Annotated in this window: 19 protein-coding genes; all 19 read left to right on the top strand. The window is 69.2% G+C overall.

What is annotated here, in order from left to right; translation table 11 throughout:
- The first annotated feature begins 235 nt into the window (after positions 1-235).
- Complete coding sequence (locus tag ACP7A3_RS03945; protein ID WP_024310403.1) at positions 236-739, top strand: division/cell wall cluster transcriptional repressor MraZ; 504 nt, start codon at positions 236-238, stop codon at positions 737-739.
- A complete protein-coding gene (gene rsmH, locus ACP7A3_RS03940) occupies positions 732-1,658 on the top strand; it encodes a 16S rRNA (cytosine(1402)-N(4))-methyltransferase RsmH (protein WP_426255262.1) in 927 nt (308 codons plus the stop codon). Before ACP7A3_RS03945 ends, rsmH begins: the two co-directional genes overlap by 8 nt.
- Complete coding sequence (locus ACP7A3_RS03935; protein ID WP_063685825.1) at positions 1,655-2,290, top strand: hypothetical protein; 636 nt, start codon at positions 1,655-1,657, stop codon at positions 2,288-2,290. Before rsmH ends, ACP7A3_RS03935 begins: the two co-directional genes overlap by 4 nt.
- On the top strand, positions 2,287-4,002 hold the full coding sequence (locus tag ACP7A3_RS03930; RefSeq protein ID WP_017979589.1) for a peptidoglycan D,D-transpeptidase FtsI family protein: 1,716 nt from the start codon (positions 2,287-2,289) through the stop codon (positions 4,000-4,002). Before ACP7A3_RS03935 ends, ACP7A3_RS03930 begins: the two co-directional genes overlap by 4 nt.
- A gap of 25 nt (positions 4,003-4,027) precedes the next feature.
- On the top strand, positions 4,028-5,443 hold the full coding sequence (locus ACP7A3_RS03925; RefSeq protein ID WP_426255263.1) for a UDP-N-acetylmuramoyl-L-alanyl-D-glutamate--2,6-diaminopimelate ligase: 1,416 nt from the start codon (positions 4,028-4,030) through the stop codon (positions 5,441-5,443).
- Between the two features lie 136 nt (positions 5,444-5,579).
- Positions 5,580-6,983, top strand: coding sequence for a UDP-N-acetylmuramoyl-tripeptide--D-alanyl-D-alanine ligase (locus ACP7A3_RS03920; protein ID WP_426255264.1), 1,404 nt, complete (start codon positions 5,580-5,582; stop codon positions 6,981-6,983).
- Complete coding sequence (gene mraY, locus ACP7A3_RS03915) at positions 6,984-8,054, top strand: phospho-N-acetylmuramoyl-pentapeptide-transferase (RefSeq protein ID WP_017979586.1); 1,071 nt, start codon at positions 6,984-6,986, stop codon at positions 8,052-8,054.
- Positions 8,055-8,211: 157 nt separating this feature from the next.
- Positions 8,212-9,504 carry a UDP-N-acetylmuramoyl-L-alanine--D-glutamate ligase gene (gene murD / locus ACP7A3_RS03910; protein WP_426255265.1) on the top strand — a complete coding sequence of 431 codons (1,293 nt, stop codon included), beginning with the start codon at positions 8,212-8,214 and terminating at the stop codon, positions 9,502-9,504.
- 11 nt (positions 9,505-9,515) lie between these two features.
- The gene (locus ACP7A3_RS03905; RefSeq protein ID WP_020486562.1) at positions 9,516-10,733 is read left to right on the top strand and encodes an FtsW/RodA/SpoVE family cell cycle protein; all 1,218 of its coding nucleotides are present in this window, start codon (positions 9,516-9,518) and stop codon (positions 10,731-10,733) included.
- A complete protein-coding gene (murG, locus tag ACP7A3_RS03900) occupies positions 10,718-11,875 on the top strand; it encodes an undecaprenyldiphospho-muramoylpentapeptide beta-N-acetylglucosaminyltransferase (RefSeq protein WP_295561590.1) in 1,158 nt (385 codons plus the stop codon). The genes ACP7A3_RS03905 and murG overlap by 16 nt, the downstream gene beginning before the upstream one ends.
- Complete coding sequence (murC, locus tag ACP7A3_RS03895) at positions 11,875-13,290, top strand: UDP-N-acetylmuramate--L-alanine ligase (RefSeq protein WP_426255347.1); 1,416 nt, start codon at positions 11,875-11,877, stop codon at positions 13,288-13,290. The genes murG and murC overlap by 1 nt, the downstream gene beginning before the upstream one ends.
- Entirely contained in the window at positions 13,287-13,487 is a 201-nt protein-coding gene (locus tag ACP7A3_RS03890; RefSeq protein WP_024310406.1) for a hypothetical protein, read from the top strand. The genes murC and ACP7A3_RS03890 overlap by 4 nt, the downstream gene beginning before the upstream one ends.
- The gene (murB, locus tag ACP7A3_RS03885; protein ID WP_426255266.1) at positions 13,484-14,374 is read left to right on the top strand and encodes a UDP-N-acetylmuramate dehydrogenase; all 891 of its coding nucleotides are present in this window, start codon (positions 13,484-13,486) and stop codon (positions 14,372-14,374) included. Before ACP7A3_RS03890 ends, murB begins: the two co-directional genes overlap by 4 nt.
- Before the next feature lie 157 nt (positions 14,375-14,531).
- Positions 14,532-15,464 (top strand): D-alanine--D-alanine ligase, encoded by a 933-nt coding sequence (locus ACP7A3_RS03880; RefSeq protein ID WP_426255267.1) that lies wholly within the window; start codon positions 14,532-14,534, stop codon positions 15,462-15,464.
- The gene (locus tag ACP7A3_RS03875) at positions 15,461-16,429 is read left to right on the top strand and encodes a cell division protein FtsQ/DivIB (RefSeq protein ID WP_017979578.1); all 969 of its coding nucleotides are present in this window, start codon (positions 15,461-15,463) and stop codon (positions 16,427-16,429) included. The genes ACP7A3_RS03880 and ACP7A3_RS03875 overlap by 4 nt, the downstream gene beginning before the upstream one ends.
- The gene (gene ftsA, locus ACP7A3_RS03870; RefSeq protein WP_426255268.1) at positions 16,429-17,691 is read left to right on the top strand and encodes a cell division protein FtsA; all 1,263 of its coding nucleotides are present in this window, start codon (positions 16,429-16,431) and stop codon (positions 17,689-17,691) included. The genes ACP7A3_RS03875 and ftsA overlap by 1 nt, the downstream gene beginning before the upstream one ends.
- A gap of 113 nt (positions 17,692-17,804) precedes the next feature.
- Complete coding sequence (gene ftsZ / locus ACP7A3_RS03865) at positions 17,805-19,331, top strand: cell division protein FtsZ (RefSeq protein ID WP_426255269.1); 1,527 nt, start codon at positions 17,805-17,807, stop codon at positions 19,329-19,331.
- A 549-nt stretch (positions 19,332-19,880) separates the two neighbouring features.
- A complete protein-coding gene (locus tag ACP7A3_RS03860) occupies positions 19,881-21,929 on the top strand; it encodes an SPOR domain-containing protein (RefSeq protein ID WP_426255270.1) in 2,049 nt (682 codons plus the stop codon).
- Positions 21,930-21,939: 10 nt separating this feature from the next.
- Positions 21,940-23,106: a deoxyguanosinetriphosphate triphosphohydrolase gene (locus ACP7A3_RS03855; protein WP_426255271.1), complete on the top strand. Its 1,167-nt coding sequence runs from the start codon at positions 21,940-21,942 to the stop codon at positions 23,104-23,106.
- Positions 23,107-23,272 lie beyond the last annotated feature (166 nt).

The following is a 23,272-nucleotide window of genomic DNA, read 5'->3' as shown; positions in this document are numbered from 1 at the left end:
TAGCGGCTGTGGCATCCATGCCACCATGGGGGTGTTTCCCGCCCATTTAGCCGCCTTCAGGGGGCTTTTCCCCGCTCATCCCCAAAAATCCCGTTGCATCCCCGGTTGGCTGTTGGTAGCGACAGTTAACAACGGGGCAGGCATCATCGTTTGCGTTTGGGCGCAGATGTATGGGAGGCGGTGAAAATCCGACTTTCCAGACGATGGGCCGTGCGCGTCAGGGTGCGAGACGGGCGTGTTGGAAAGGGGCGACTATCAGGGAAGCGGACTCGCTCTTGTCGATGACAAGGGTCGCGTCGCCATCCCCAATGCGCTCCGCCACACGCTGGCCGCCAATGCGCCCCGCGCCGACGGCAAGGACGGCGGCACCGTCATCATCGCCGCGCATGAAGATCAGCCCTGCCTGATCGCCTATGATCCCGCCTATATCGCCGAGTTGAAGCGCGAATTGAACGAGCGCGTCGCCCTGTCGCGCGGTGCGGACGGCAAGATCGACCACAATATCAAGCGTGGCGGCGCGAACGGCGAAGCCGTGCCCTTCGACGGCTCCGGCCGCTTCATCATGCCCGGTTTCCCGCGCTTCTACGCCAATATCGGCGCGCACGCCTTCTTCTGGGGCACGCTCGACTATATCGAGATCTGGGACCCCAAGACGCTGCTGTCGACGCCGGGCATCGCCCCCCAGATGGTCGCTGCCTGCCGCTATTACTGCCAGGACAAGGGGGTGCCGCTTGACTGACGCCCCCCACATCCCCGTTCTGCTCGACGAAGTGGTCGCCGCACTCGCCCCCGCCCCGGGCGAGGTGATGGTCGATGCCACTTTCGGCGCGGGCGGCTACACGCGCGCGATCCTGAAGACCGGCGCCACCGTCATCGCCTTCGATCGCGACCCCGACGCGATTCGGGAAGGACGGGCGGCTGGGATCGAGGGGCTGACGCTGGTCCACAGCGACTTCTCCGCGATGGAGGCGGCGATCGACGCCCCCGTCGATGGCCTGACGATGGATATCGGCGTGTCGTCGATGCAGCTCGATCAGGCGGAGCGTGGCTTTTCGTTTCAGTCCGACGGCCCGCTCGACATGCGGATGGCGCAGGACGGCCCCAGCGCGGCGGACTTTCTGAACACCGCTGACGAGGACGCGATCGCCGACGTGCTGTACCAGTATGGCGACGAGCCCAAGTCGCGCCGCGTCGCGCGCGCGATCGTCGCTGCGCGGCCGCTGACCCGTACGGGCGAACTGGCGGCCGTCGTGCGCAAGGCGCTGGGCCACCGGCCGCACGACAAGAAGGATCCGGCGACGCGGACCTTCCAGGCGATCCGTATCCATGTGAACCGGGAGTTGGGCGAGCTGGCCGACGGCCTCGCCGCCGCCGAGCGGCTGCTCAAGCCTGGCGGCCGGCTGGCGGTGGTGACGTTCCACAGCCTGGAGGATCGCATGGTCAAGCGCTTCCTACGCGAACGCTCGGGCAACACGCCTGGCGGCTCGCGGCACCTGCCGCAGGCGGGGGCGACGCGGGCACCCAGTTTCGCGACCGTCGGTCGTGGCATCCGTGCCGGCGAGGCGGAACTCGCGCGCAACCCGCGCGCACGATCGGCAACATTGCGGACCGCCATCCGGACGGCCGCCCCTGCATGGAATGAAGAGGTGACGGCATGACGGCGGCGTATCGGTTGAAGGGGATCGGATGGTTCGGTGGCTGCGTCGCCATCGTCCTCGGTTTCTACCTGGTCTCGCTGCAGGTCGCGACCGAGCGCAAGAAGCTCGAGAGCATGGATCGCAAGATCGACGCCGCGCAGCGCGATATCCGCGCGCTGGAGACGGAGTTCGAAACGCGCGCCAACCTCGCCCAGCTCGAAAAGTGGAACGGCGAAACGCTTTCACTCGCCGCGCCGACCGCCGGCCAGTTCGTGACCGACGAGGCGGCGCTCGCCAGCCTCGACGTCAATCAGGTGGGCGTGCCCACGGATGGCAAGTCCGGGATGCAAATGGCGTCGCTGGTCGTGCCGTCGCAGCCGGGCGTCAGCGCCGCCGCGCCCGCCGCCACGCCGGCCCCGGCGGTGGTGCAGGTCGCCGCCGCCATGCCCAAGGCGCAGCGCGCGGTGATCAAGGTCGCGGCGATCGAAAAGAGCGCGCCGATGCTGGCGAAGCTGAACGAGGCGGCCCGCGCCAAGGCGGCGGTGGCGAAGGTTCGGCCCGAAGCGGTCGCGATGCTCGACAAGAAGCTGCTGTCCGACAGCACGCTGGGCGATATCCTCAGCAGCGCGCGCGCCGAGGCCCGCAAACGTTGACCGTCATCGTCGCCCGTCCGGCCCAGGCCCAGCATCGCAGCGCCGGCCAGCGTCACGCGCTGGTCGCGACGTCGCATATGCGGCTGATGATGCTGATGATGCTGTTCGCGGCGGCGGTGGTCCTGATCATCGGCCGGCTGGCGATGCTCGGCATCCTGTCGGGCGGCGAGGCCGCAGCGCGCACGGCGGCGCTGGCGGCTCGCGGCGATATCGTCGATCGCAACGGCGCGCCGCTCGCCCGGACGATCGATGCGTGGACGATTGCCGTCCATCCGAACAAGATCATCGGCGACAAGATGGAGATCGCCGCCCGGCTCGCGGCGCTGATGCCCGATCGTGGCGATCAGGCGTGGTTCTACCACCAGCTCACCCGCAACATCAGCTTCGTCTACCTCCAGCGGCGCGCCAGCCCCGCGCTGGTCGAGCAGGTGAATGCGATCGGCGAGCCGGCTTTGGTCTTCGCTCGCGAAACGCAGCGCCTGTACCCGCAGTCGACGATGGCGGCGCATGCGCTGGGCTTCCTGTCGACCGACGGCCACGGCATGAGCGGCATGGAGCGCGTGCTCGACGAGCGGCTGCTCGATCCGGCGCAGGCGGGCAAGCCGGTCGCGCTGGCGATCGACGCACGCGTGCAGGCGGCGATGGAAAGCGAACTCGGCCGCGCGATGGGCACCTTCTCCGCGCGCGGGGCGGGCGGCATCGTGATGGACGTCCATACCGGCGAAGTGCTCGCAATGGTCTCGCTGCCGACGTTCAATCCCAATCGCGTCGGGATGGCGGGCAGCGAGGAACTGCGCAATCTGACCACGCAGAGCGTGTTCGAGCTGGGCTCGACCTTCAAGCCGATCACCGTCGCGACCGCGATCGACACCGGCACGATCACGATGAACCGCAAGTTCGACGCGACGCATCCGCTGAAGGTCGGCGGCTTCACCATCCATGACGAGCGCGGCGATCCGCAGCGCTGGCTGTCGATGCCCGAAACGCTGATCTATTCGTCCAACATCGCCACCGCGCGGATCGCCGATGAGGTGGGTCCGCAGAAGATGCAGACGATGTTCCGCAAGCTGGGTTTCGACACCCGGCCCGACATCGAATTGCGCGAAAAGGGCCGGCCGCTGTGGCCGCGGTACTGGGCGCGGACGACGACGATGACGACGGCCTATGGCCACGGCATCGCGGTGACGCCGCTGCACCTCGCCAGCGCTTATGCGGCTCTGGTCAACGGCGGCATCTGGCGCCCGGCGACGCTGATGAAGATCGCCCCCGGCCAGGCACCCGCCGGCCGTCGCGTCATCAGCGAGGCGACCAGCTACAAGATGCGCCAGATGCTGCGGCTGATCGTCATGCGCGGCACGGGCCGCAAGGGCGACGCGCCCGGCTATCGCGTGGGCGGCAAGACCGGCACCGCCGAGGCGGCGGTCGCGGGCGGCTACGACCATTCGCGCAACGTCGCGACCTTCGCTGCGGCCTTCCCGATGGATGCGCCGAAATACGTCGTGCTCGCGATGCTCGATTCGCCGCAGGGCACGAAGGAAACGGGCGGCTGGAAGACCGCCGCCTGGAACGCCGCGCCCGTCGTCGGCCGCACGATCGCCCGCGTCGGATCGATGCTCGGCGTGGTGCCCGATGCGCAGCGCGACATCGACGTCGCTGACATGATGCCGCTGATCTGGCAGGAGACGCCGCCGAAGCAGGCGAACGGCAATTGACGAGCCGACTATTGAGGAGCGCGACATGAAGCTGGGGACGCTCACCGGCGGGAGTGAAGAGGCGGTGGTCACCGGCTTTGCGATCGACCATCGCAAGGTCGCGCCGGGCACCGTCTTCGGCGCGTTTCAGGGCGCGCGGGTGAATGGCGAGGAGTATATCGCCGACGCGGTGCGGTCGGGTGCGATCGCCGTCGTGACGCGGCCGGGCGTGCCGGTGGAGGGCGCTGTGGCAATCCCGTCCGACAGTCCGCGCGAACGCTTCGCGCAGCTTGCCGCGCAATTTTTCGCGCCGTTTCCCGAGGTCGCGGTCGCCGTGACCGGCACCAACGGCAAGACCTCCACCGTCGAAATGACGCGGCAATTGTGGCGGATGGCGGGCGAGCATGCCGCCTCGATCGGGACGCTGGGCGTCACCACCGCCGACGAGCGCGTGACGACCGGGCTGACGACGCCGGACGTCGTCACCTTTCTCTCCAACGTCGCCGGGCTGGCGCGCGAGGGCGTGACGCATGTCGCCTTCGAGGCGTCGAGCCACGGCCTGACGCAATATCGCACCGAGGGGCTACGCGTCGCCGCGGCGGCCTTCACCAACCTCAGCCGCGACCACCTCGACTATCATGGCGACATGGGCGCCTATCTCACCGCCAAGCTGCGCCTGTTTTCCGAGGTGCTCAGCCCCGATGGCGCCGCGGTCGTCTGGGCGGACGACGTCGAATCGGCGCGGGTGATCGACCTCGCGCAGGCGCGCGGCAATCGGCTGGTGACGGTCGGCGAGCGCGGCCAAACGCTACGCTTGGTCGAGCGCGATCCGACCTTGCTGGGGCAGGGGCTGGTGATCGAGGCGGATGGCGCGACGCATCGCGTTACGTTGCCGCTGATCGGCGGCTATCAGGCAGCGAACGCGCTCGTCGCGGCGGGACTGGTCATCGCGACCGGCGGCGACGTGACGCAGACGATCGCCAATCTCGCCCGCCTGCAACCCGTCCGCGGCCGGCTGGAGCGCGCCGCGATCGCGCGCGGCGGCGCGCCCGTCTACGTCGATTACGCGCACACGCCCGACGCGCTGGAGGCGGCGATCGCCGCGTTGAAGCCGCATGCCGGCGGCCGGCTGATCGTCGTCTTCGGTGCGGGCGGTGACCGCGACGCGGGCAAGCGCGAGACGATGGGGCAGGTCGCGCAGATGCAGGCGGACCTCGCCATCGTCACCGACGACAATCCCCGCACCGAGGATGCCGCCGCGATCCGCGCCGCGATCCTGAAGGGCGCGCCCGACGCCCGCGAGATCGGCGATCGCCGCGAAGCCATCGCCACCGCGATCCGCGAAGCCGGCCCGCAGGACATCGTGCTGATTGCCGGCAAGGGCCACGAACAGGGCCAGATCGTCGGCGATCTGGTGCTGCCGTTCGACGACGTCAGCGTGGCGCGGGAGTATGCGGCGTGAGGGGCGTGTACTCTTCGTCACCCCGGACTTGTTCCGGGGTCCACTCAGCGGCGAGGGGGATGGCTGGAGGCTCTTGCCTGCCCCTCGCGGACTGGTGGACCCCGGAACAAGTCCGGGGTGACGAAGGAGTTGGGCGATGATGCGTCCCCTCTGGACCGCCGCCAAAATCGCCGCTGCCACATCCGGCACCGCCTCGACCGACTTCGCCGTCACCGGCGTCGCGTTCGACAGCCGTGAGGTCGGTCCCGGCGATCTGTTCATCGCGCTCACCGGTGACAGCACCGACGGCCATCGCTTCCTCGATCAGGCCTTCGCGCAAGGGGCCGCCGGCGCGATCGTGTCCGCCGACACGCCCCATCCGCACGTCCGCGTCGCCGATACCTTCGCGGCCCTGAACGACCTCGGCCGTGCCGCCCGCGCCCGCATGAGCGGCACGGTGATCGGCGTCACCGGCTCGGTGGGGAAGACCAGCGCCAAGGAAGCGCTGTTCGCCGCGCTCGACCGCTCGCTGACCGGCGCGGTGCATCGCTCGGTGAAGAGCTACAATAACCACACCGGCGTTCCGCTCAGCCTCGCCCGCATGCCGCGCGACACGACGGTCGGCGTGTTCGAGATGGGCATGAACCATGCCGGCGAGCTGTCGCAGCTCACGCGCCTGGTGCGCCCACACATCGCGATCATCACCGCCATCGCGCCTGCCCACACCGAATTCTTCGCCGACGAAAGCGCCATCGCCGACGCCAAGGGCGAGATTTTCCAGGGTCTTGAGCCGGGCGGCGTCGCCATCGTCCCCTATGACAGCCCGCACCGCGACCGGCTGATGGCGGCCGCCGCCCCCTATGCCGCACGCACCGTCACCTTCGGTCTGACCAAGGGCGCCGACGTCCATGCGGTCGAGGCGATGCGTCTGCCCTCGGGCGGGTCGTTCGTCACCGCGAAGGTCGGCGCCCGCGAGCTGTCGTTCACGCTGTCGCAGCCGGGCATGCACTGGGTGTCGAACGCCCTCGCGGTCCTCGCCGCAGTCGATGCGACCGGCGCCGACCTCGCCCGTGCGGGTCTCGCGCTCGCCGAGATGGGCGGCCTCGCCGGGCGCGGCCTCCGTGTCACGGCGCGCGTCGGTGGGGGCGAGATGCTCGTCATCGACGAAAGCTACAACGCCAACCCCGCCTCGATGCGTGCGACGCTGGCGGTGCTAGCCGAGGAGCCCGGCCGTCACGTCGCGGTGCTGGGTGAGATGCGCGAGCTCGGCGACGATTCCGCCGCCTATCACGCCGCCCTCGCGGAACCGATCCTGGCCGCGCGCGTCGAAACGGCGCTGCTCGTCGGCGAAGCGATGGCGCCGCTGGCGCAGGCCCTTGAGGGACGCGTCGACATCATGCATGTGCCGGATGCTGCGACGGCGCTGGACCGGCTGAAGAACCTGGTCCGGGCAGGAGACGCGGTACTCGTCAAAGGGTCTAATGGTGTCGGCCTGTCGCGCCTGGTCGCGGGGCTGGAGGCAGGTGTTGCGATCGCAGATCGCATGGGGGGCGGAACGTAAATGCTGTACTGGATCGCCGAGCACCTGGGCTTCACCGGGCTGCTGAACCTTATCCGCTACCAGTCCTTCCGGACGGGCGCGGCGGTGGCGACCGCGCTGTTCATCGGCCTGATTATCGGGCCGCGCTTCATCGGCTGGCTGCGCGTCCGCCAGGGCAAGGGGCAGCCGATCCGCGCCGACGGCCCGCAGACGCACCTCGCCAAGCGCGGCACGCCGACGATGGGCGGACTGATGATCCTGACCAGCATGGCGCTGGCGATCCTGATCTGGATGGACCTCAGCAACCCCTATGTCTGGGCGTGCCTGTTCGTGACGCTCGGCTTCGGTGCGATCGGCTTCCTCGACGACTACGACAAGGTGCGCAAAGCGAGCACCGCCGGCGTGTCGGGTAAGACGCGCCTGTTGCTGGAGTTCGCCATCGCCGGCATCGCATCGTGGATCATCATGCAGCAGAACGGCCCGCACCTGTACCTGCCGTTCACCGACCGGCTGTACCTCGACCTGGGCTATGCCTTCCCGCTGTTCGCCGCCTTCACGATCGTCGCTTTCGGCAATGCGGTGAACCTGACCGACGGGCTCGACGGCCTGGCGACGATGCCGGTCATCATCGCCAGCGTGGCGTTCATGCTGATCGTGTATCTGGCGGGCAACGTGAAGTTCGCCACCTATCTGGGCATCCCGCACGTGCCGGGCGCGGGCGAACTCGCGATCTTCTGCGGCGCGGTGGTCGGCGCCGGGCTCGCCTTCCTGTGGTTCAACGCACCGCCCGCTGCGGTGTTCATGGGCGATACCGGCAGCCTTGCGCTGGGTGGCGCACTCGGCACGATCGCGGTCGTCGCGCACCATGAGATCGTGCTGGGCATCATCGGCGGCCTGTTCGTCGTCGAGGCGCTGTCGGTCATCATCCAGGTGTTCTTCTACAAGCGCACCGGCAAGCGCGTGTTCCGCATGGCGCCGATCCACCATCATTTCGAACAATTGGGCTGGAGCGAGCCGACCGTCGTCATCCGCTTCTGGATCATCAGCCTGGTGCTGGCCCTCGCCGGCCTGTCCACGCTGAAGTTGCGGTGAGGACGATGCCGGTCGCCCCAAACACACCGTCACCCCGGACTTGGTCCGGGGTCCACCGGGCCACGCGGGGGCGCTGTGCGCCTCTAGCCATCCCCCTCGCCGCAGAGCGGACCCCGGACCAAGTCCGGGGTGACGGATCGATTTGGGCAAGCGCGGCATGATCCTCTCCACCGCCTGGAAGGGCCAACGCTACGCCGTCCTCGGCCTCGCCCGCTCCGGCATGGCGACCGTCCGTGCGCTCGCCGCCGCCGGAGCGTACGTCGTCGCCTGGGACAGCGATCCCGCCGCGCGCGAACGGGCGCAAGCGATCGACGGCGTCATCGTCCACGATCCCGCAAGCCTCGACCTCACGGGCGCGGCCGGGCTGGTCGTGTCGCCCGGCGTCCCCCTCAACACCCACCCGCTGGTCGCGCAGGCGCTGGCCGCGGGCGTGCCGGTGATCGGCGACATCGAATTGTTCGCTCAGGCCCGCGCCGAACTGCCGCCGCACAAGGTCGTCGGCATCACCGGCACCAACGGCAAGTCGACCACGACAGCGCTGGTCCACCATATCCTGAAGACCGCGGGCGTGCCGACGCTGATGGGCGGCAACATCGGCCTGCCGATCCTCGAACAGGAGCCGCTGCCGGAAGGCGGCGTCTATGTGCTCGAACTGTCGAGCTACCAGATCGACCTCACGCAGACGCTCGATTGCGACGTCGCGGTGCTGCTCAACATCACGCCGGATCACCTCGACCGGTATGATGGCTTCGAGGGCTATGCGGCGTCCAAGGCGCGGCTGTTCGAGATGCAGTCAGCGGGTCATCTCGCGGTTGTTGGCATCGACGATGACGCCACGCGGCACATTGCCGGCGCGCTTCGCGATCGGGGCGATCTGATCGAAGTGTCGACCGCCGAATATAACGGCGCGGTGTTCGGACCCGCATTGCGCGGTCCACACAATGCGCAGAACGTCGCCGCCGCACGTATCGTCGCGGCGAGGCTCGACGTGCCCGCCGGCGAACTGTCCGCAGCGCTTGAAACCTTCACCGGCCTGCCACACCGCATGGAGCGCATCGCCGAGCGCAACGGCGTCGCCTTCATTGACGACAGCAAGGCGACCAACCCCGAAAGCACCGCGCCCGCGCTCGGCGCGTTCGAACGCATCCACTGGATCGTCGGTGGCAAGCGCAAGGGCGACGATCTCGACGCCTGCGCGCCGTTCCTCGGTCACGTCGTCGCGGCCTATACGATCGGCGAGGCGGCCGAGCTGTTCGCAGATATCTTGACCCCCAAGCTCCCCCACGTCGAACGCAGCGGCGACCTCGCCACCGCCGTCCGCGCCGCCGCCGCTGCGGCGCAGCCGGGAGAGGTCGTGCTGTTGTCGCCGGCCTGTGCTAGTTTCGACCAGTTCCGCGATTACGAGGCGCGGGGCGCTGCGTTCCGCGCGGCTGTCGAGGCTCTAGCATGACGGGCGCCAGCATGACCGACGACAAGCGCGACACCCTGATCGCCAAGGTGAAGCGCTCGGGTGGCCGCGGCGATCGATCGCCGCTCGGCACCTGGTTCTGGGACATCGACCGGATGCTCCTGCTGCTCACCCTGTTCCTGATCGCGATCGGGCTGGTGGCGGTGGCGGCGGCGAGCCCCGCGACCGCGGTCCGCTATTCGGGCGAGCATCACAAGTTCACGGCGCTCTATTACTTCTGGCGCCAGCTGATCTGGGTCGGCATCTCGCTGCCCGTGCTGTTCGGCGTGTCGATGCTGCCGGTGCCGCTCGCCCGCCGGCTCGCACTGATCGGCGCTGCGGTGCTGATCGTCTGCCTCGCGCTCACGCCCTTCGTCGGCAACAGCATCAACGGCGCACGGCGCTGGATCGGCTATGGCTTCGCCTCGTTCCAGCCGTCCGAGTTTCTGAAACCGCTCTTCATCGTCACGGTCGCCTGGCTGCTGTCGCTGAAGGCGAAGGACCCGACGCTGCCGACCGTGCTGATCACCGGTGCGATGACCGGGCTGATCGCGCTGCTGCTGATGATGCAGCCCGACTTCGGGCAGACGGTGATCTTCTGCACCGTATGGATGGCGCTGCTGATGATCGCGGGCACGCCGATGCGCGTGCTGGGCGGGATTATCGCGATGGTGCCGGTCGGCCTCGTCTGCGCCTACATGTTCTACAGCACCGCCCGCAACCGCATCGACGCCTTCCTGTTTCCGAGTGTCGAGGGCGAGGGCGCGAGCGACCATTTCCAGACCAACGCCGCGCATGCGACGATCACCAGCGGCGGCTGGACGGGCACCGGCCCCGGCGGCGGTACGGTGAAGTTCGGCCTGCCCGAAGCGCATACCGATTACATCTATTCGGTGATCGGCGAAGAATTCGGCCTGATCGCCTGCGCGATCATCGCATTGGTGTTCCTGGCGATCGTCGTGCGCGTGTTCGTCAAGCTGCTGGACGAACAGGACGAATTCAAGCTGCTCGCCGCTTCTGGCCTCGCCGTGCAGTTCGGGGCTCAGGCGTTGGTGTCGATGGCGGTCAACACCGGCCTTGCGCCGTCCAAGGGTATGACGCTGCCGTTCATCAGCTATGGCGGGTCGTCGATGATCGCGCTGTCGATCGGCATGGGGTTGCTGCTCGCCTTCACCCGGCGCAATCCGTTCCTGACGCGCAGCCCGTATGTGGTGAGATGGGGTTCGAATTGAGCAAGCATTACGTCCTGGCAGCCGGTGGCACGGGCGGTCACATGGTCCCCGCCGCGGCGCTGGCGGAGGAACTGACCCGGCGCGGCCATCGCGTCGCGCTGGTCAGCGATGCGCGCGGCGTGCGCTTCCCCGGCCTGTTCGACAACGTCCAGACGCACGTCCTGCCCGCGGGCCGCTTCCAGGTGAAGAAGCCGCAGGGCTGGGCGAGTGCGGTGCGCGAGATGCTGCGCGGCAGGGCGATGGCGCGTGAATTGTACCGCACGTTCAAGCCCGCCGCGGTGATCGGCTTTGGCGGCTATCCCGCGTTCCCCGCGCTGCTCGCGGCGTTCGCGGAAAAGATCCCGACCGCCGTCCATGAACAGAATGCCGTCCTCGGCCGCGTCAACCGCGTCGTTGCGGGCAAGGTGGATGCGATCGCGACTTCGTACAAGACGACCGAACGGCTGGCGGCGAAGCACGAACACAAGGTCCACCTCGTCGGCAATCCCGTGCGCGACGCGGTGCTCGCCTTGCGTGCGAAACCCTATCCGCTGCTGGAAGAGGACGGCATCTTCCGCGTCCTCGTCACCGGCGGCAGCCAGGGGGCGAGCATCCTCAGCCAGGTGGTGCCCGACGGGCTCGCCATGCTGCCCGTCACCTTCCGCCGCCGCCTGCAGGTGACGCATCAGGCGCGGATCGAGGATATCGACGCGGTGCGCGCGCAATATGCCGAGCATCAGATCCCGGCCGAACTCGCCACCTATCTGCCCGACATGCCCGAACAGCTCGCCTGGGCGCACCTCGTCATCGCCCGCGCCGGTGCCTCGACGATCGCGGAACTGACCGCGGCTGGTCGGCCCGCGATCCTCGTGCCGCTGCCCGGCGCGACCGACGACCATCAGACCGCGAACGCGCGCGAGATCACCAAGGCGGGCGGCGCGCGCACCATCCCGCAGCCCGAATTCACCGCCGTGGAGCTTGCCAAGCAGATGCAGAAACTGGGCCTCGACCCCGCGGCACTGGAAAATGCCGCCGCGCGCGCGAAGAGCGTCGGCCGCCCGACCGCGGTCAGCGACCTGGCCGATCTGGTCGAAAGCCTCGACGCCCCGCTGTCGCGCCTCCCCGTCGGCGTGCCGACCAAGCCCAAGGCGGTGACCGCATGATTAGGGGCGTCGCGACCGACATCGGCCCGATCCACTTCGTCGGCATCGGCGGCATCGGCATGTCCGGCATCGCCGAGGTGATGAAGAACCTCGGCTATACCGTGCAGGGTTCGGACGTCGCCGAAGGCTATGTCGTCCAGGGCCTGCGCGACAAGGGCATCGCCGTCACGATCGGCCACGCCGCCGAGAACGTGGCGGACGCCGCCGTCGTCGTCACCTCGACGGCGATCACCCGCACCAATCCGGAGGTCGAGGCGGCGCTGGAACGGCGCATCCCCGTCGTCCGCCGCGCGGAAATGCTCGCCGAGCTGATGCGCCTCAAGTCGACCGTCGCGGTGGCCGGCACGCACGGCAAGACGACGACGACCAGCATGGTCGCGGCGCTGCTCGATGCCGGCGGCGTCGACCCCACCGTCATCAACGGCGGCATCATCAACAGCTACGGCAGCAACGCGCGCCTCGGCGCCAGCGACTGGATGGTGGTCGAGGCCGACGAGAGCGACGGCAGCTTCCTGCGCCTCGACGGCACGATCGCGGTCGTCACCAACATCGATCCCGAACACCTCGACCATTACGGCAGCTTCGACGGCGTGAAGGACGCGTTCGTCGAATTCGTCGAAAACGTCCCATTCTACGGCGCGGCGCTTCTGTGCCTTGACCACCCGGAGGTGCAGAACATCCTGCCGCGCGTCCGCGACCGCCGCGTCGTGACCTACGGCTTTTCGGCGCAGGCCGACGTCCGCGGCGTCAACGTGACCCCGGTGCCGGGCGGCAACCGCTTCGAATGCATCGTGCGCGAGCGCGACGGCACCAGCCGCTCGATCGAGAATATCGAGTTGCCGATGCCCGGCCGCCACAACGTCCAGAACGCGCTCGCCGCGATCGGCGTGGCGCTGGAGCTCGGCATTCCCGACGAGACGATCCAGCGCGGCTTTTCGGCGTTCGGCGGCGTCAAGCGCCGCTTCACCCATGTCGGCGAAGTGGCGATGGAGGACGGCAACGTCACGATCATCGACGATTACGGCCACCACCCGGTCGAAATCCGCGCCGTGCTCGCCGCCGCCCGCGAGGGCGCGGAGGGTCGCGTCATCGCCGTCGTCCAGCCGCACCGCTATTCGCGCCTCGGCAGCCTGATGGAAGAGTTCCAGACCGCGTTCAACGACGCCGATCGCGTGCTCGTGACTCCGGTCTATGCCGCGGGCGAGACGCCGGTCGAGGGCGTCGACGCGCAGGCGTTGGTCGAGGGATTGAAGCGTCGCGGCCACCGCTCCGCCGCGACCGTCGCCGACGCCGATGCGCTCGCCGACGAACTCGCCGCAACGATCCAGCCCAACGACATGGTCGTCTGCCTCGGCGCGGGCGACATCACCAAATGGGCGGCGGGCCTCGCCGCCGCGATCGGAGCACGGCGATGACCGACTGGTTCGATGCGGGCCTCAAGCTCCAGAAACAGATGCTCGACGCCCAGCGCCAGGCGCTGGAGGCCGGCGGCCACGCGGTCGATGCCGGCGCCGCGATGGTCGAGGCGCAGGAGGCGACGCGCAAGGCGGCCGAGGCGAACCTCGCCGCCTTCCAGGCGTGGACGCGGCTCTGGGGCGTCGGGCCTTGGTGACCGCACTGCCCCCGGTCCGCGGGCGCCTGACGCAGGGCGCCGCGCTGGCGCCGCTCGTCTGGTTCAAGGCGGGGGGCAATGCCCAATGGCTGTTCGAGCCGAAGGACGCCGACGATCTGTCCGCGTTCCTTTCCGCGCTCGACCCGGCGGTCCCGGTGATGGCGCTGGGGCTGGGATCGAATTTGATCGTCCGCGACGGCGGTGTGCCGGGCGTGGTGGTGCGGCTCGGCAAGGCCTTCGCGCAAGTTGAGCGGCTCGACGACGTCTTCCTCCGCTGTGGCGGGGGAGCGAGCGGCATCCTCGTCTCCTCGACCGCACGCGATGCGGGCATCGGCGGCGTCGAATTCCTGCGCTCGATCCCCGGCACGGTCGGCGGCTTCGTGCGGATGAACGGCGGCGCCTACGGCCGTGAGGTCAAGGACGTGCTGATCGAGGCCGACGTCGTGTTGCGCTCCGGCGAACGCGTGACGCTTGGCCTCGCGGACCTCGGCTACACCTATCGCCACAGCGCGCTGCCCGACGGCGCGGTCGTCGTATCCGCGACCTTCCGCGGCGCGCCCGCCGAGCCTTCAGTGATCCAGGCGGAAATGGACCGCATCGCCGCCGCGCGCGAGGCATCGCAGCCGCTGCGGTCGAAGACCGGGGGATCGACGTTCAAGAACCCCGACGGGCACAAGGCCTGGGCGCTGGTCGACGCCGCCGGCTGCCGGGGCTTGCGGCGTGGTGACGCTCAGGTATCTGAGAAACATTGTAATTTCCTGCTCAACCTCGGCTCGGCGAGCAGCGCCGATATCGAAGGTTTGGGCGAAGAGGTGCGGGACAAGGTGAAGGCGCAGTCGGGCGTGACGTTGGAATGGGAAATTCAGCGCGTGGGAGTGGCGGCGTGAACGGTGCGATCCAGTTCCTCCCCCGCCAGGGGGAGGGGGACCGCTCGGCGTCTGCCGAGTGGTGGAGGGGGAGGACGGCAGTGTCCTCTCCGCTGTTCCGTGTCCTCCCCCTCCGTCATGCTGCGCATGCCACCTCCCCCTTGCGGGGGAGGAATTGATGCACATCGCGGTTCTCATGGGCGGCTGGTCCGCCGAACGCCCCGTATCGCTCCTGTCGGGCAACGGTTGCGCCGATGCGCTCGAGGCGAACGGCCACCGCGTCACGCGGATCGACATGGGCCGCGACGTCGCCGCGCGCCTTGCCGCGGCGCAGCCCGATCTCGTCTTCAACGCGCTGCACGGTTCGCCGGGCGAGGACGGCAGCGTGCAGGGCATGCTCGACCTGATGGGCATCCCCTATACCCATTCGGGCCTCGCCACCTCGGTCATCGCGATCGACAAGGTGATGACCAAGCAGGTGCTCGTCCCCGCCGGCATCCCCATGCCGGGCGGCCGGATCGTCAAGTCCGCCGACATCCACGAGCGCGATCCGTTGCAGCGCCCCTATGTCCTCAAGCCGATCAACGAAGGTTCGTCGGTCGGCGTCGCGATCGTCACCGATGACGGCAATTACGGCAACCCGATCGGCCGCGACGTGGCGGGACCTTGGGCCGAGTTCGACGAACTGCTCGCCGAACCCTATGTCCGCGGCCGCGAGCTGACGACCGCCGTGCTGGGCGACCGCGCGCTGGGCGTCACCGAATTGAAGCCCAAGACCGGCTGGTACGATTTCGACGCCAAATACACTGATGGCCTGACCGAACACGTCTGCCCTGCCGACATCCCCGACGAGATCGCCGACGCCTGCAAGCGGCTCGCGCTCGAGGCGCATCGCCTGCTGGGGTGCAAGGGCGCCAGCCGCTCCGACTTCCGCTGGGATGACGAGCGCGGGGTCGACGGCCTGTTCCTGCTTGAGGTCAACACCCAGCCCGGCATGACGCCCTTGAGCCTCGTCCCCGAACAGGCGCGCCACATCGGCATGAGCTACGAACAGCTCGTCCAGGCGATCGTCGACGAGGCGCTCGCCGACGCGAAGGCTGCGGTGGGATGAGCCGCACGATCAAGCGCGGCCCGCCGCCCAAGCGCCCCGCTGCCCGGCGCAAACAGCCCGTCCGTAAGGTCGGGCTGTTCGAGCGTGCGATCGCCGCGCTGCCGGTCAGCGAGGAGACGATCCGCAAGGCGGCGACGTGGACGATCACCGGCGGCGGCATCGCCGTGGCGCTCGCCGCGCTGACCTGGATCGGCATCCCCGGCATGATCGGCACCGCTATCGCCGAAGGCGCGGGGCAGGCGGGCTTCCGCGTCGAGCAGATCGAGGTAACCGGCCTCAAGCGCATGGACCGGATGAGCGTCTATGCCGTCGCGCTCGACCAGCAGAGCCGCGCGATGCCGCTCGTCGATCTGGAGGCGGTGCGCCAGAAGCTGCTGCGCTACGGCTGGATCGCCGACGCACACGTCTCGCGCCGGCTGCCCGACACGCTGCTGATCGACATCGTCGAGCGCAGCCCGGCGGCGGTGTGGCAGGACAACGGCCAGCTGACGTTAATCGACAAGGACGGCGTGCTGCTGGAACCGGTGAAGCCGGATGCGATCCCTGATTTGCCGCTGGTGATCGGCCCCGGCGCGGACCGGCAGGAGGCAGGCTATCAGGCGCTGCTCGCCGCGGCCCCTGCGCTCAAGCCTCGCGTCAAGGCGGCGACCTGGATCGGCAACCGCCGCTGGGACCTGACCTTCGACAGCGGCGAGACGCTGGCGCTGCCCGAAGACGGCGCGCCCGCAGCTTTGCTCAAATTCGCCGAACTCGACGGCGCGCGGCCTCTTTTGGGGCGCGGCTGGATGCGGTTCGACATGCGCGATCCGAGCAAGCTCGTCGCGCGCAAGCCCGGCGCCAGCATGGCGCATGACGTGCCCGATCCCAGTGAGATCGCGGCGCCGGCGGGTACACAGACCGATACCGGTGCGGGAAACACCGGCGATCGACACGCGGCAGACGCGCACACGGGGGCCGAGGGATAATGGCGAAAGCAGCACCGGAAGGACTCATCACCGCGCTCGACATCGGCTCGTCCAAGGTGTCGGCGATGATCGCGCAAAAGGGCGACGGCGGCGAATTGATCGTGCTCGGCACCGGCCAGCGCGAAAGCCGCGGCGTCAAGCGCGGCTATATCGCCGACATGGGCGCCACCGAAGCCGCGGTGCGCGAGGCGGTGGAGCAGGCCGAACGCATCGCCGGCATCAATATCGAGAACGTCTGGGTCGGCTTCTCCGCCGGCGGCCTCGTCAGCGACGTCGCTGAGGTCGAGTTCGAACTGGGCGGCCATCGCGTCGAACAGCAGGATATCGACGCCTTGCTCGCGGCGGGGCGCAATTCGATCGATCCGCAGGGGCGGATGGTGCTGCACGCGCAGCCCGCGCTGTACACGCTCGACGGCCTCACCGGCGTGAAGAAGCCGCTGGGGCTCCACGCCGATCGCCTCGGCGTCCACATCCACGTCGTCGCCGCGGACGGGTCGCCGGTGCGCAACCTCGATCTGTGCGTCCGCTCGGCGCATCTGGAAGTGAAGTCGATCATCGCCGCGCCGGTCGCGACAGGCCTTGCCTGCCTCAGTGACGAAGAGCGCGAGCTGGGCGTTGCGCTGGTCGAAATGGGGGCGGGGATCACCAACGTGTCGCTGTTCGCCGGCGGCATGCTGGTCGGCCTGTGCTCGATCCCGATGGGTGGGCAGGACATCACCGACGATATCGCCAGCGCCTTCGGCACTCGCCGCGCGCAGGCGGAGCGGATGAAGTGCTTCCACGGTTCGGCCAATGCCTCCCCGCGTGACAATCACGAGATGATCCCGGTGATGCCGATCGCCGCCGAAGATGATGTCCACGGCGGCATGCAGATCACCAAGGCGCAGCTGATCGGCGTCGTCCGCCAGCGGCTGGAGCATCAGATGGACGAGATCCGCAAGTCGCTCGCCCAGCTGAAATTTGAAGGGCCCGTGGGGCGGCAGGTCGTGCTGACCGGCGGCGGTGCGGAGCTGAAGGGCATCGCCGATTATGCGCAGCAGGCGCTCGGCCGCTCGGTGCGTATCGGCCGGCCGCGCGGGCTGACCGCGCTGCCGGAGGCGCATGGCGGGCCGGCGTTCGCGACGCTGGCGGGCCTTGCCTTCTATGCGGCGTCGGATCCGATTGATCTGCGCGGGGTGGCACCCCAGCAAACCACCGTTCATCGCCAGCGTGGCATGGGCATGGTCCGCAAGCTGATTCAGGCGGCGCGGGCAAATTATTAAGCGCCGATGACCTTTCGCGCGGATTTCCTATGGAAGAGCGTGAATCGTTGAGGCAAAAGGTTAATCAGGGTCCCGGCGCGCAATTCCGGACAGGGGCGGAGAAAGTTTAGGCCATGAGCATCGAATTCATCACTCCCGAGGTCGACGAACTGACCCCCCGTATCGCCGTGATCGGCGTGGGCGGCGCGGGTGGCAACGCCATCGCCAACATGATGCGTGCCGACGTGCAGGGCGTCGACTTCCTGGTCGCGAACACCGACGCGCAGGCGCTGAAGTCGTCGATCGCGCCGCAGCGCATCCAGCTGGGTGCGAAGATCACGCAAGGGTTGGGCGCCGGCTCGCGGCCGGAGATCGGCCGGGCTGCGGCGGAAGAGACGATCGACGATCTCGCCAAGCGTCTGGAAGGCGCGCACATGTGCTTCATCGCGGCCGGCATGGGCGGCGGCACCGGCACCGGCGCCGCGCCCGTCATCGCCAAGGCCGCGCGCGACATGGGCATCCTGACCGTCGGCGTCGTCACCAAGCCGTTCAGCTTCGAAGGCAACCGTCGCGCCAAGAGCGCCGATGGCGGCATCGAGGAACTGCAGAAGTATGTCGACACGCTGATCGTCATCCCCAACCAGAACCTCTTCCTGATCGCCAACGCGAACACGACCTTCAAGGAAGCGTTCGAGATGGCGGACGAGGTGCTGCAGCAGGGCGTGCGCGGCATCACCGACCTCATGGTCATGCCCGGCCTCATCAACCTCGACTTCGCCGACGTCCGCAGCGTGATGCAGGAAATGGGCAAGGCGATGATGGGCACCGGCGAAGCGTCCGGCGACAACCGCGCGCTCGAGGCGGCGCAAAAGGCGATCGCAAACCCGCTGTTGGACGGCGTCAGCATGCAGGGAGCCAAAGGCGTCATCATCTCGATTACAGGTGGCGACGACATGCGTCTGCTCGAGGTCGACGAAGCGGCGAACCACATCCGCGATCTGGTCGATCCCGACGCGAACATCATCTGGGGCTCGGCGTTCAACCCCGAGCTCGAAGGCCGCATCCGCGTGTCGGTCGTCGCGACCGGCATCGATTCGGACGCCAAGTCCGGCCTCGCCGCCCCCGCGGCCGAACCGACCAAGTCGTTCAGCTTCGGCATGGGCCGCAAGACCGACGACAGCACCTCGTTCCGGCCCAGCGCGACTACGTCGGCTCCGGTGAGCGCGCCGGAACCCGCGTCCGCTCCGGCGGCCGCGCCGTCGCCGTCGGTGTCGTTCACCGCGCCGCCGGCCGCCCAGCCCGCGCCGCAGCCTGCGCCGCTCGATCTCCAGCCGACGCAAGCGGTACAGCCCTCCGCGCCTGCCGCCGCGGACGACGAACTAGTGCTGGGCGCCGAAACGATGGTCCCGCCGACGCCCAAGACCTATGGCGAAGAGCCTGCCGCGCCAGCTCAGGCCCCCGCCGGCCGTCGCTCGTGGATCGCGCCCGGCAGCGACGCGGCCCCCGCCGACGCCGCACCGCAGCCGCGCGTCAAGCTGGGCGGCACGCTGTTCGAACGCATGTCGAACGCCGCCCGCGGCCCGGCGCGCGACGACAGCGAAGGCGATTCGAAGGAGCCGCTCGACCTCCCGCGCTTCCTGCACCGCCAGAACAACCAGTAATTGCATCGGGGCGACCGCTCGCCCCATCCAACCCGTCACCCCGGACTCGTCCCGGGGTGACGTGGTACTTGGGGCGAGCCCTGCGGGTTCCCGAACTGTTGGTTCGCAAGGCTTCCGACCGGCTGCATCAACGCCGCACGCAACCGGCAGGTGAAGCAAGGGCATCGTCCGGACTGCTCACGTCCTAAAGCCCTGTAACCGATTGGCGGGTGCCGCTCGCCCCGTTTCCTCCGTCACCCCGGACTTGTTCCGGGGTCCACCGGGCCGCAAGGGCAACGCTGGAGCCTCCAGCCATCCCCTCGCCGCACAGTGGACCCCGGACCGAGTCCGGGGTGACGTGGTGCTTGAGGCAAACGCCACGGCCTCCCGACCGGTCATGCGTGCGCCCCGGGCAATGCCAGTACCAAGCGCCCCTCCCGCACCTCTCCACCGCGTCCCATTCCGAACCACCCAACCCGCATTCGTCGCCGGCGCGTCTCGCTTCACCGCGCCGCCGGGCGCCGGACATTGCCGGTTCAGCCGGTTCCGGCTTTAGCGTGATGGTATCTCATGCGTGTCATCGTCCCCGCTTTGTTGGCGTCCGCGGCCCTGCTGCTGGCATCCGTCCCGGCCGCATCCCCGGCGCAGGAGGTCGTGCAGCCGCTGCCCGGCACCACCGACGCGGATCGCCTCGCCGAGCAGATGCGGGCGCTCGCCGCCAATCCCCGCGATCTGAACGCGCTGGTCGCGGCGGCGGACCTGTCGCTGTCGCTGGGCGACCTCAGCGGCGCGGCGTCGCTCTATGCGCGCGCCGAAAAGGTCTCGCCGAACGATCCCCGCATCAAGGCGGGCGAGGGCGCGATCCTGGTCCGGTCGGAACGCCCAGGCGAGGCGTTGCGCTATTTCGCGCAGGCCGAGGCGGCGGGATATGACGTGCGCCGTTATGCCGGCGATCGCGGCCTCGCCTACGATCTGATCGGCCAGCCGGAGCGGGCGCAGCGCGATTATCGGCTGGCCATGCAGGCCGGCGCGAATGACGAGGTCATCCAGCGTTACGCTTTGTCGCTCGGCATCGTCGGCCGGCGTGACGCGGCCTTGCAGCTGCTCGATCCCCTGGTACGCAAGCAGGATCGCAGCGCATGGCGGACGCGCGCCTTCGTGCTGGCGATGACCGGCGACCAGCCCGGCGCGGAAAAGATCGTTACGACGATGCTGCCGCAGGGCATGGCGCAGGGGCTGCTGCCCTTCTTCCAGCGCCTGCCGGCGCTGTCGCCTGCCGATCGCGCCTTTGCCGTCCATTTCGGTGAGGTTCACGCCTCGCCCGAACGGATCGCCGACGCCCGCCTCGCGCCCGTCCTGCCGCAGCTCGCGCCCGAACGGCCGCCGGTGGCGTTGGCCGCGGTCCAGACGCCGACGCGTCCCACTGGTCGCGAAACGCGCCGCGGCCGGACCACACGCGAGACCAAGCAGCCGACGGTCGCGCTCGCGGCCAACACGCCGCCCGTCGCCACGCCCGCCAGCGCTCCGTCCTATCAAGCGGTGACCGCGGCCCTCGCGCGCGTCCAGCCGGTGCCCGCCGCCGCAAACCCCGCGCCCGTTGCGCAGGCGAGCACGACGGCGATGGTGCAGCCCTTGCCGTCACGCGCGCCCGCGGTGCCGTCGGCGACCCCGACCACCGCGTCCGCCGCGAATGTCGCGATTGCCAGCGCGATCACGCGCCCAGTGGTCACGCCCGCACCGGCTACGGCGAACCCGGCGGCCGCCACCGTCACGCCGCAACAGCCCGTCGTTACGGCGACGGCGGCGGTCGCGCCGACGCCGGTGACGGCCAATCCGGCGATCGCGACGGCGACGCCCGCCCGACCGGCCGCCGCCAGCACGACGGTGGCATCCACGCCAGCGACCGCGGTCGTGCAGCCGCTCCCCGCGACCCGGCCGGCGGAAGTCGCGACCGCGACGCCCATCGTGTCCGTACCCCCGGCCAAGCCCGATAGCGACTCGGTGCTCGCGCGCATCGTCGCCAGCCTGTCGATCCCGGCGTCCGAATTGGGCGTGACCGAGCCGGTCCGCGCCGCACCCGTCCCCGCCACCGCCGACGACACCGCCGTGCGCGTGCTCGCCGAGGCGAAGGCCAAGGAGGAACGCGACGCCGCCGCCGAAAAGGCGCTCGCCCTGAAGGCCGCCGCCGACAAGCGCGCGGCTGACCGCAAGGCGCTGGCCGACAAGAAGGCGCTCGCCGCGAAGAAGCTCGCCGACGAGAAAGCCGCCGCCGCCAAGAAGGAAGCGGCCGAGAAGAAACTCGCCGAGGCCAAGGAAGTCGCCGAGGCCAAGAAGCTCGCCCGCGCCAATCCGTCGCGCATCTGGGTACAGGTGGCGGGCGGCGCCAACGAGGACGATCTGCCCAAGGCCTGGGCCGCCGCCAAGGCCAAGGCACCCGCGCTCGTCGGCAAGAGCGGCTGGAAGACGCCGCTGCGCGCCACCAACCGCGTGCTGACCGGCCCGTTCAAGACCGATGCGGAGGCGCGCAGCTTCGTCAACCAGCTGACCAAGCAGGGGATCGGCGCCTTTACCTTCACCAGCGACGCGGGACAGGTGGTGGAGCGGCTGTCGGCGAAGTAAGGCCGGCGGCATGACCGCCATCGCCCCCTGGGCTTCCCATCCCGCCGCCAGCCGTGGCCGCCTCCATCCCGAAGGGGAGGGGACGGCGCGCGGCCCCCGCGACGATTTCCAGCGCGACCGCGACCGCATCATCCATTCGATCAGCTTCCGCCGCCTGCGCCACAAGACGCAGGTGTTCATGGCGCCCGATGGCGATCATTTCCGCGTCCGCCTAACGCACAGCCTTGAGGTCGCGCAGATCGGCCGCACGATCGCGCGCGTGCTCGGCCTCAACGAGGACCTGACCGAGGCGCTATGCCTCGCACATGACATCGGCCACCCGCCGTTCGGCCATGCCGGTGAGGATGCGCTGAAGGCGGCGCTTGCCGACGCGGGCGGCTTCGATCACAACGGCCACACGCTGCGCACGCTGACGCATATCGAACGGCCCTATCCGCGCTTCGACGGCCTCAACCTGACGTGGGAGATGCTGGAGGGGCTGGCCAAGCACAACGGCCCGGTCCGCCATCCCGGCTGGGCGCTGCGTGAGGCGGACGCAGCCTTCCCGCTCGACCTTACGAGCCACGCCAGCCTGGAGGCGCAGGTCGCTGCGATCGCCGACGATATCGCCTACGACAACCACGACATCGACGACGGCCTGCGCGCCGGGCTGCTGACGCTCGACCAGCTGCTCGCGGTGCCGATCGTCGCGCGCGGCTGGGATGCGGCGTGCGCCCGCTTCCCCGACATCGCGCCGCGGCGGCTGGCGCATGAGCTGGTGCGCAGCCAGATCGGCACGATGGTTAACGACCTGATCGAGGAAACGCGCCGGCGCATCTCCGCGTCGGGCGTCGCCACCGTCGACGATGTGCGCGCAGCGGGGCAGGCGCTATGCGGCTTCTCGCCCGCGATGCGCGAGGAGGAGCGCGATCTCAAACGCTTCATGTACGCCAACCTCTATCACCACCCGCGCCAGCTCGCGACGGCGGATGCCGCGCATGGCATCGTCCGCGGCCTGTTCGCTGCCTATCGCGACGATCCGGCGACGATGAGCCCCGAATGGGCCGCCGACGTGCCGGCGGACGAGCCCGCCCGCAGCCGCCACATCGCCGACTTCATCGCCGGCATGACCGACCGCTACGCCATCGCGCGCTACCGCGAACTGGTCGGCGACATCGACCTGCCCGAAGGGTTCTGAGGCGCAGGTCGGACACCCCATCCGTCATCTAGACGCGTCATCCCAGCGCTGGCTGGGATCTCCCGGTGACGGCACGATGCAAGAGCCGCGAAGGAGCCCAGCCTGGGCCTGCGCTGGGGTGACGTCCCATTGCCCATCCCATCGGCATACTTCTGCGACAAACCTC

Origin of the sequence: Sphingomonas sp. DC5200-1, from assembly GCF_049897245.1 — a bacterium.
GTDB classification, from domain to species: Bacteria; Pseudomonadota; Alphaproteobacteria; order Sphingomonadales; family Sphingomonadaceae; genus Sphingomonas; species Sphingomonas aquatilis.
Note: the sequence above shows the minus strand (reverse complement) of the source record. Positions and strands in the feature narration are given on the sequence as shown.

Excerpts from the sequence above, each read along its gene's own strand:
- mraY (WP_017979586.1), top strand. The coding sequence starts at position 6,984 with ATGCTGTACTGGATCGCCGAGCACCTGGGCTTCACCGGGCTGCTGAAC.
- ftsZ (WP_426255269.1), top strand. The coding sequence starts at position 17,805 with ATGAGCATCGAATTCATCACTCCCGAGGTCGACGAACTGACCCCCCGT.
- ACP7A3_RS03935 (WP_063685825.1), top strand. The coding sequence starts at position 1,655 with ATGACGGCGGCGTATCGGTTGAAGGGGATCGGATGGTTCGGTGGCTGC.
- ACP7A3_RS03925 (WP_426255263.1), top strand. The coding sequence starts at position 4,028 with ATGAAGCTGGGGACGCTCACCGGCGGGAGTGAAGAGGCGGTGGTCACC.
- murD (WP_426255265.1), top strand. The coding sequence starts at position 8,212 with ATGATCCTCTCCACCGCCTGGAAGGGCCAACGCTACGCCGTCCTCGGC.
- ACP7A3_RS03880 (WP_426255267.1), top strand. The coding sequence starts at position 14,532 with ATGCACATCGCGGTTCTCATGGGCGGCTGGTCCGCCGAACGCCCCGTA.
- ACP7A3_RS03905 (WP_020486562.1), top strand. The coding sequence starts at position 9,516 with ATGACCGACGACAAGCGCGACACCCTGATCGCCAAGGTGAAGCGCTCG.
- ftsA (WP_426255268.1), top strand. The coding sequence starts at position 16,429 with ATGGCGAAAGCAGCACCGGAAGGACTCATCACCGCGCTCGACATCGGC.
- ACP7A3_RS03855 (WP_426255271.1), top strand. The coding sequence starts at position 21,940 with ATGACCGCCATCGCCCCCTGGGCTTCCCATCCCGCCGCCAGCCGTGGC.
- ACP7A3_RS03920 (WP_426255264.1), top strand. The coding sequence starts at position 5,580 with ATGATGCGTCCCCTCTGGACCGCCGCCAAAATCGCCGCTGCCACATCC.
- ACP7A3_RS03860 (WP_426255270.1), top strand. The coding sequence starts at position 19,881 with ATGCGTGTCATCGTCCCCGCTTTGTTGGCGTCCGCGGCCCTGCTGCTG.
- ACP7A3_RS03890 (WP_024310406.1), top strand. The coding sequence starts at position 13,287 with ATGACCGACTGGTTCGATGCGGGCCTCAAGCTCCAGAAACAGATGCTC.
- murG (WP_295561590.1), top strand. The coding sequence starts at position 10,718 with ATGGGGTTCGAATTGAGCAAGCATTACGTCCTGGCAGCCGGTGGCACG.
- ACP7A3_RS03875 (WP_017979578.1), top strand. The coding sequence starts at position 15,461 with ATGAGCCGCACGATCAAGCGCGGCCCGCCGCCCAAGCGCCCCGCTGCC.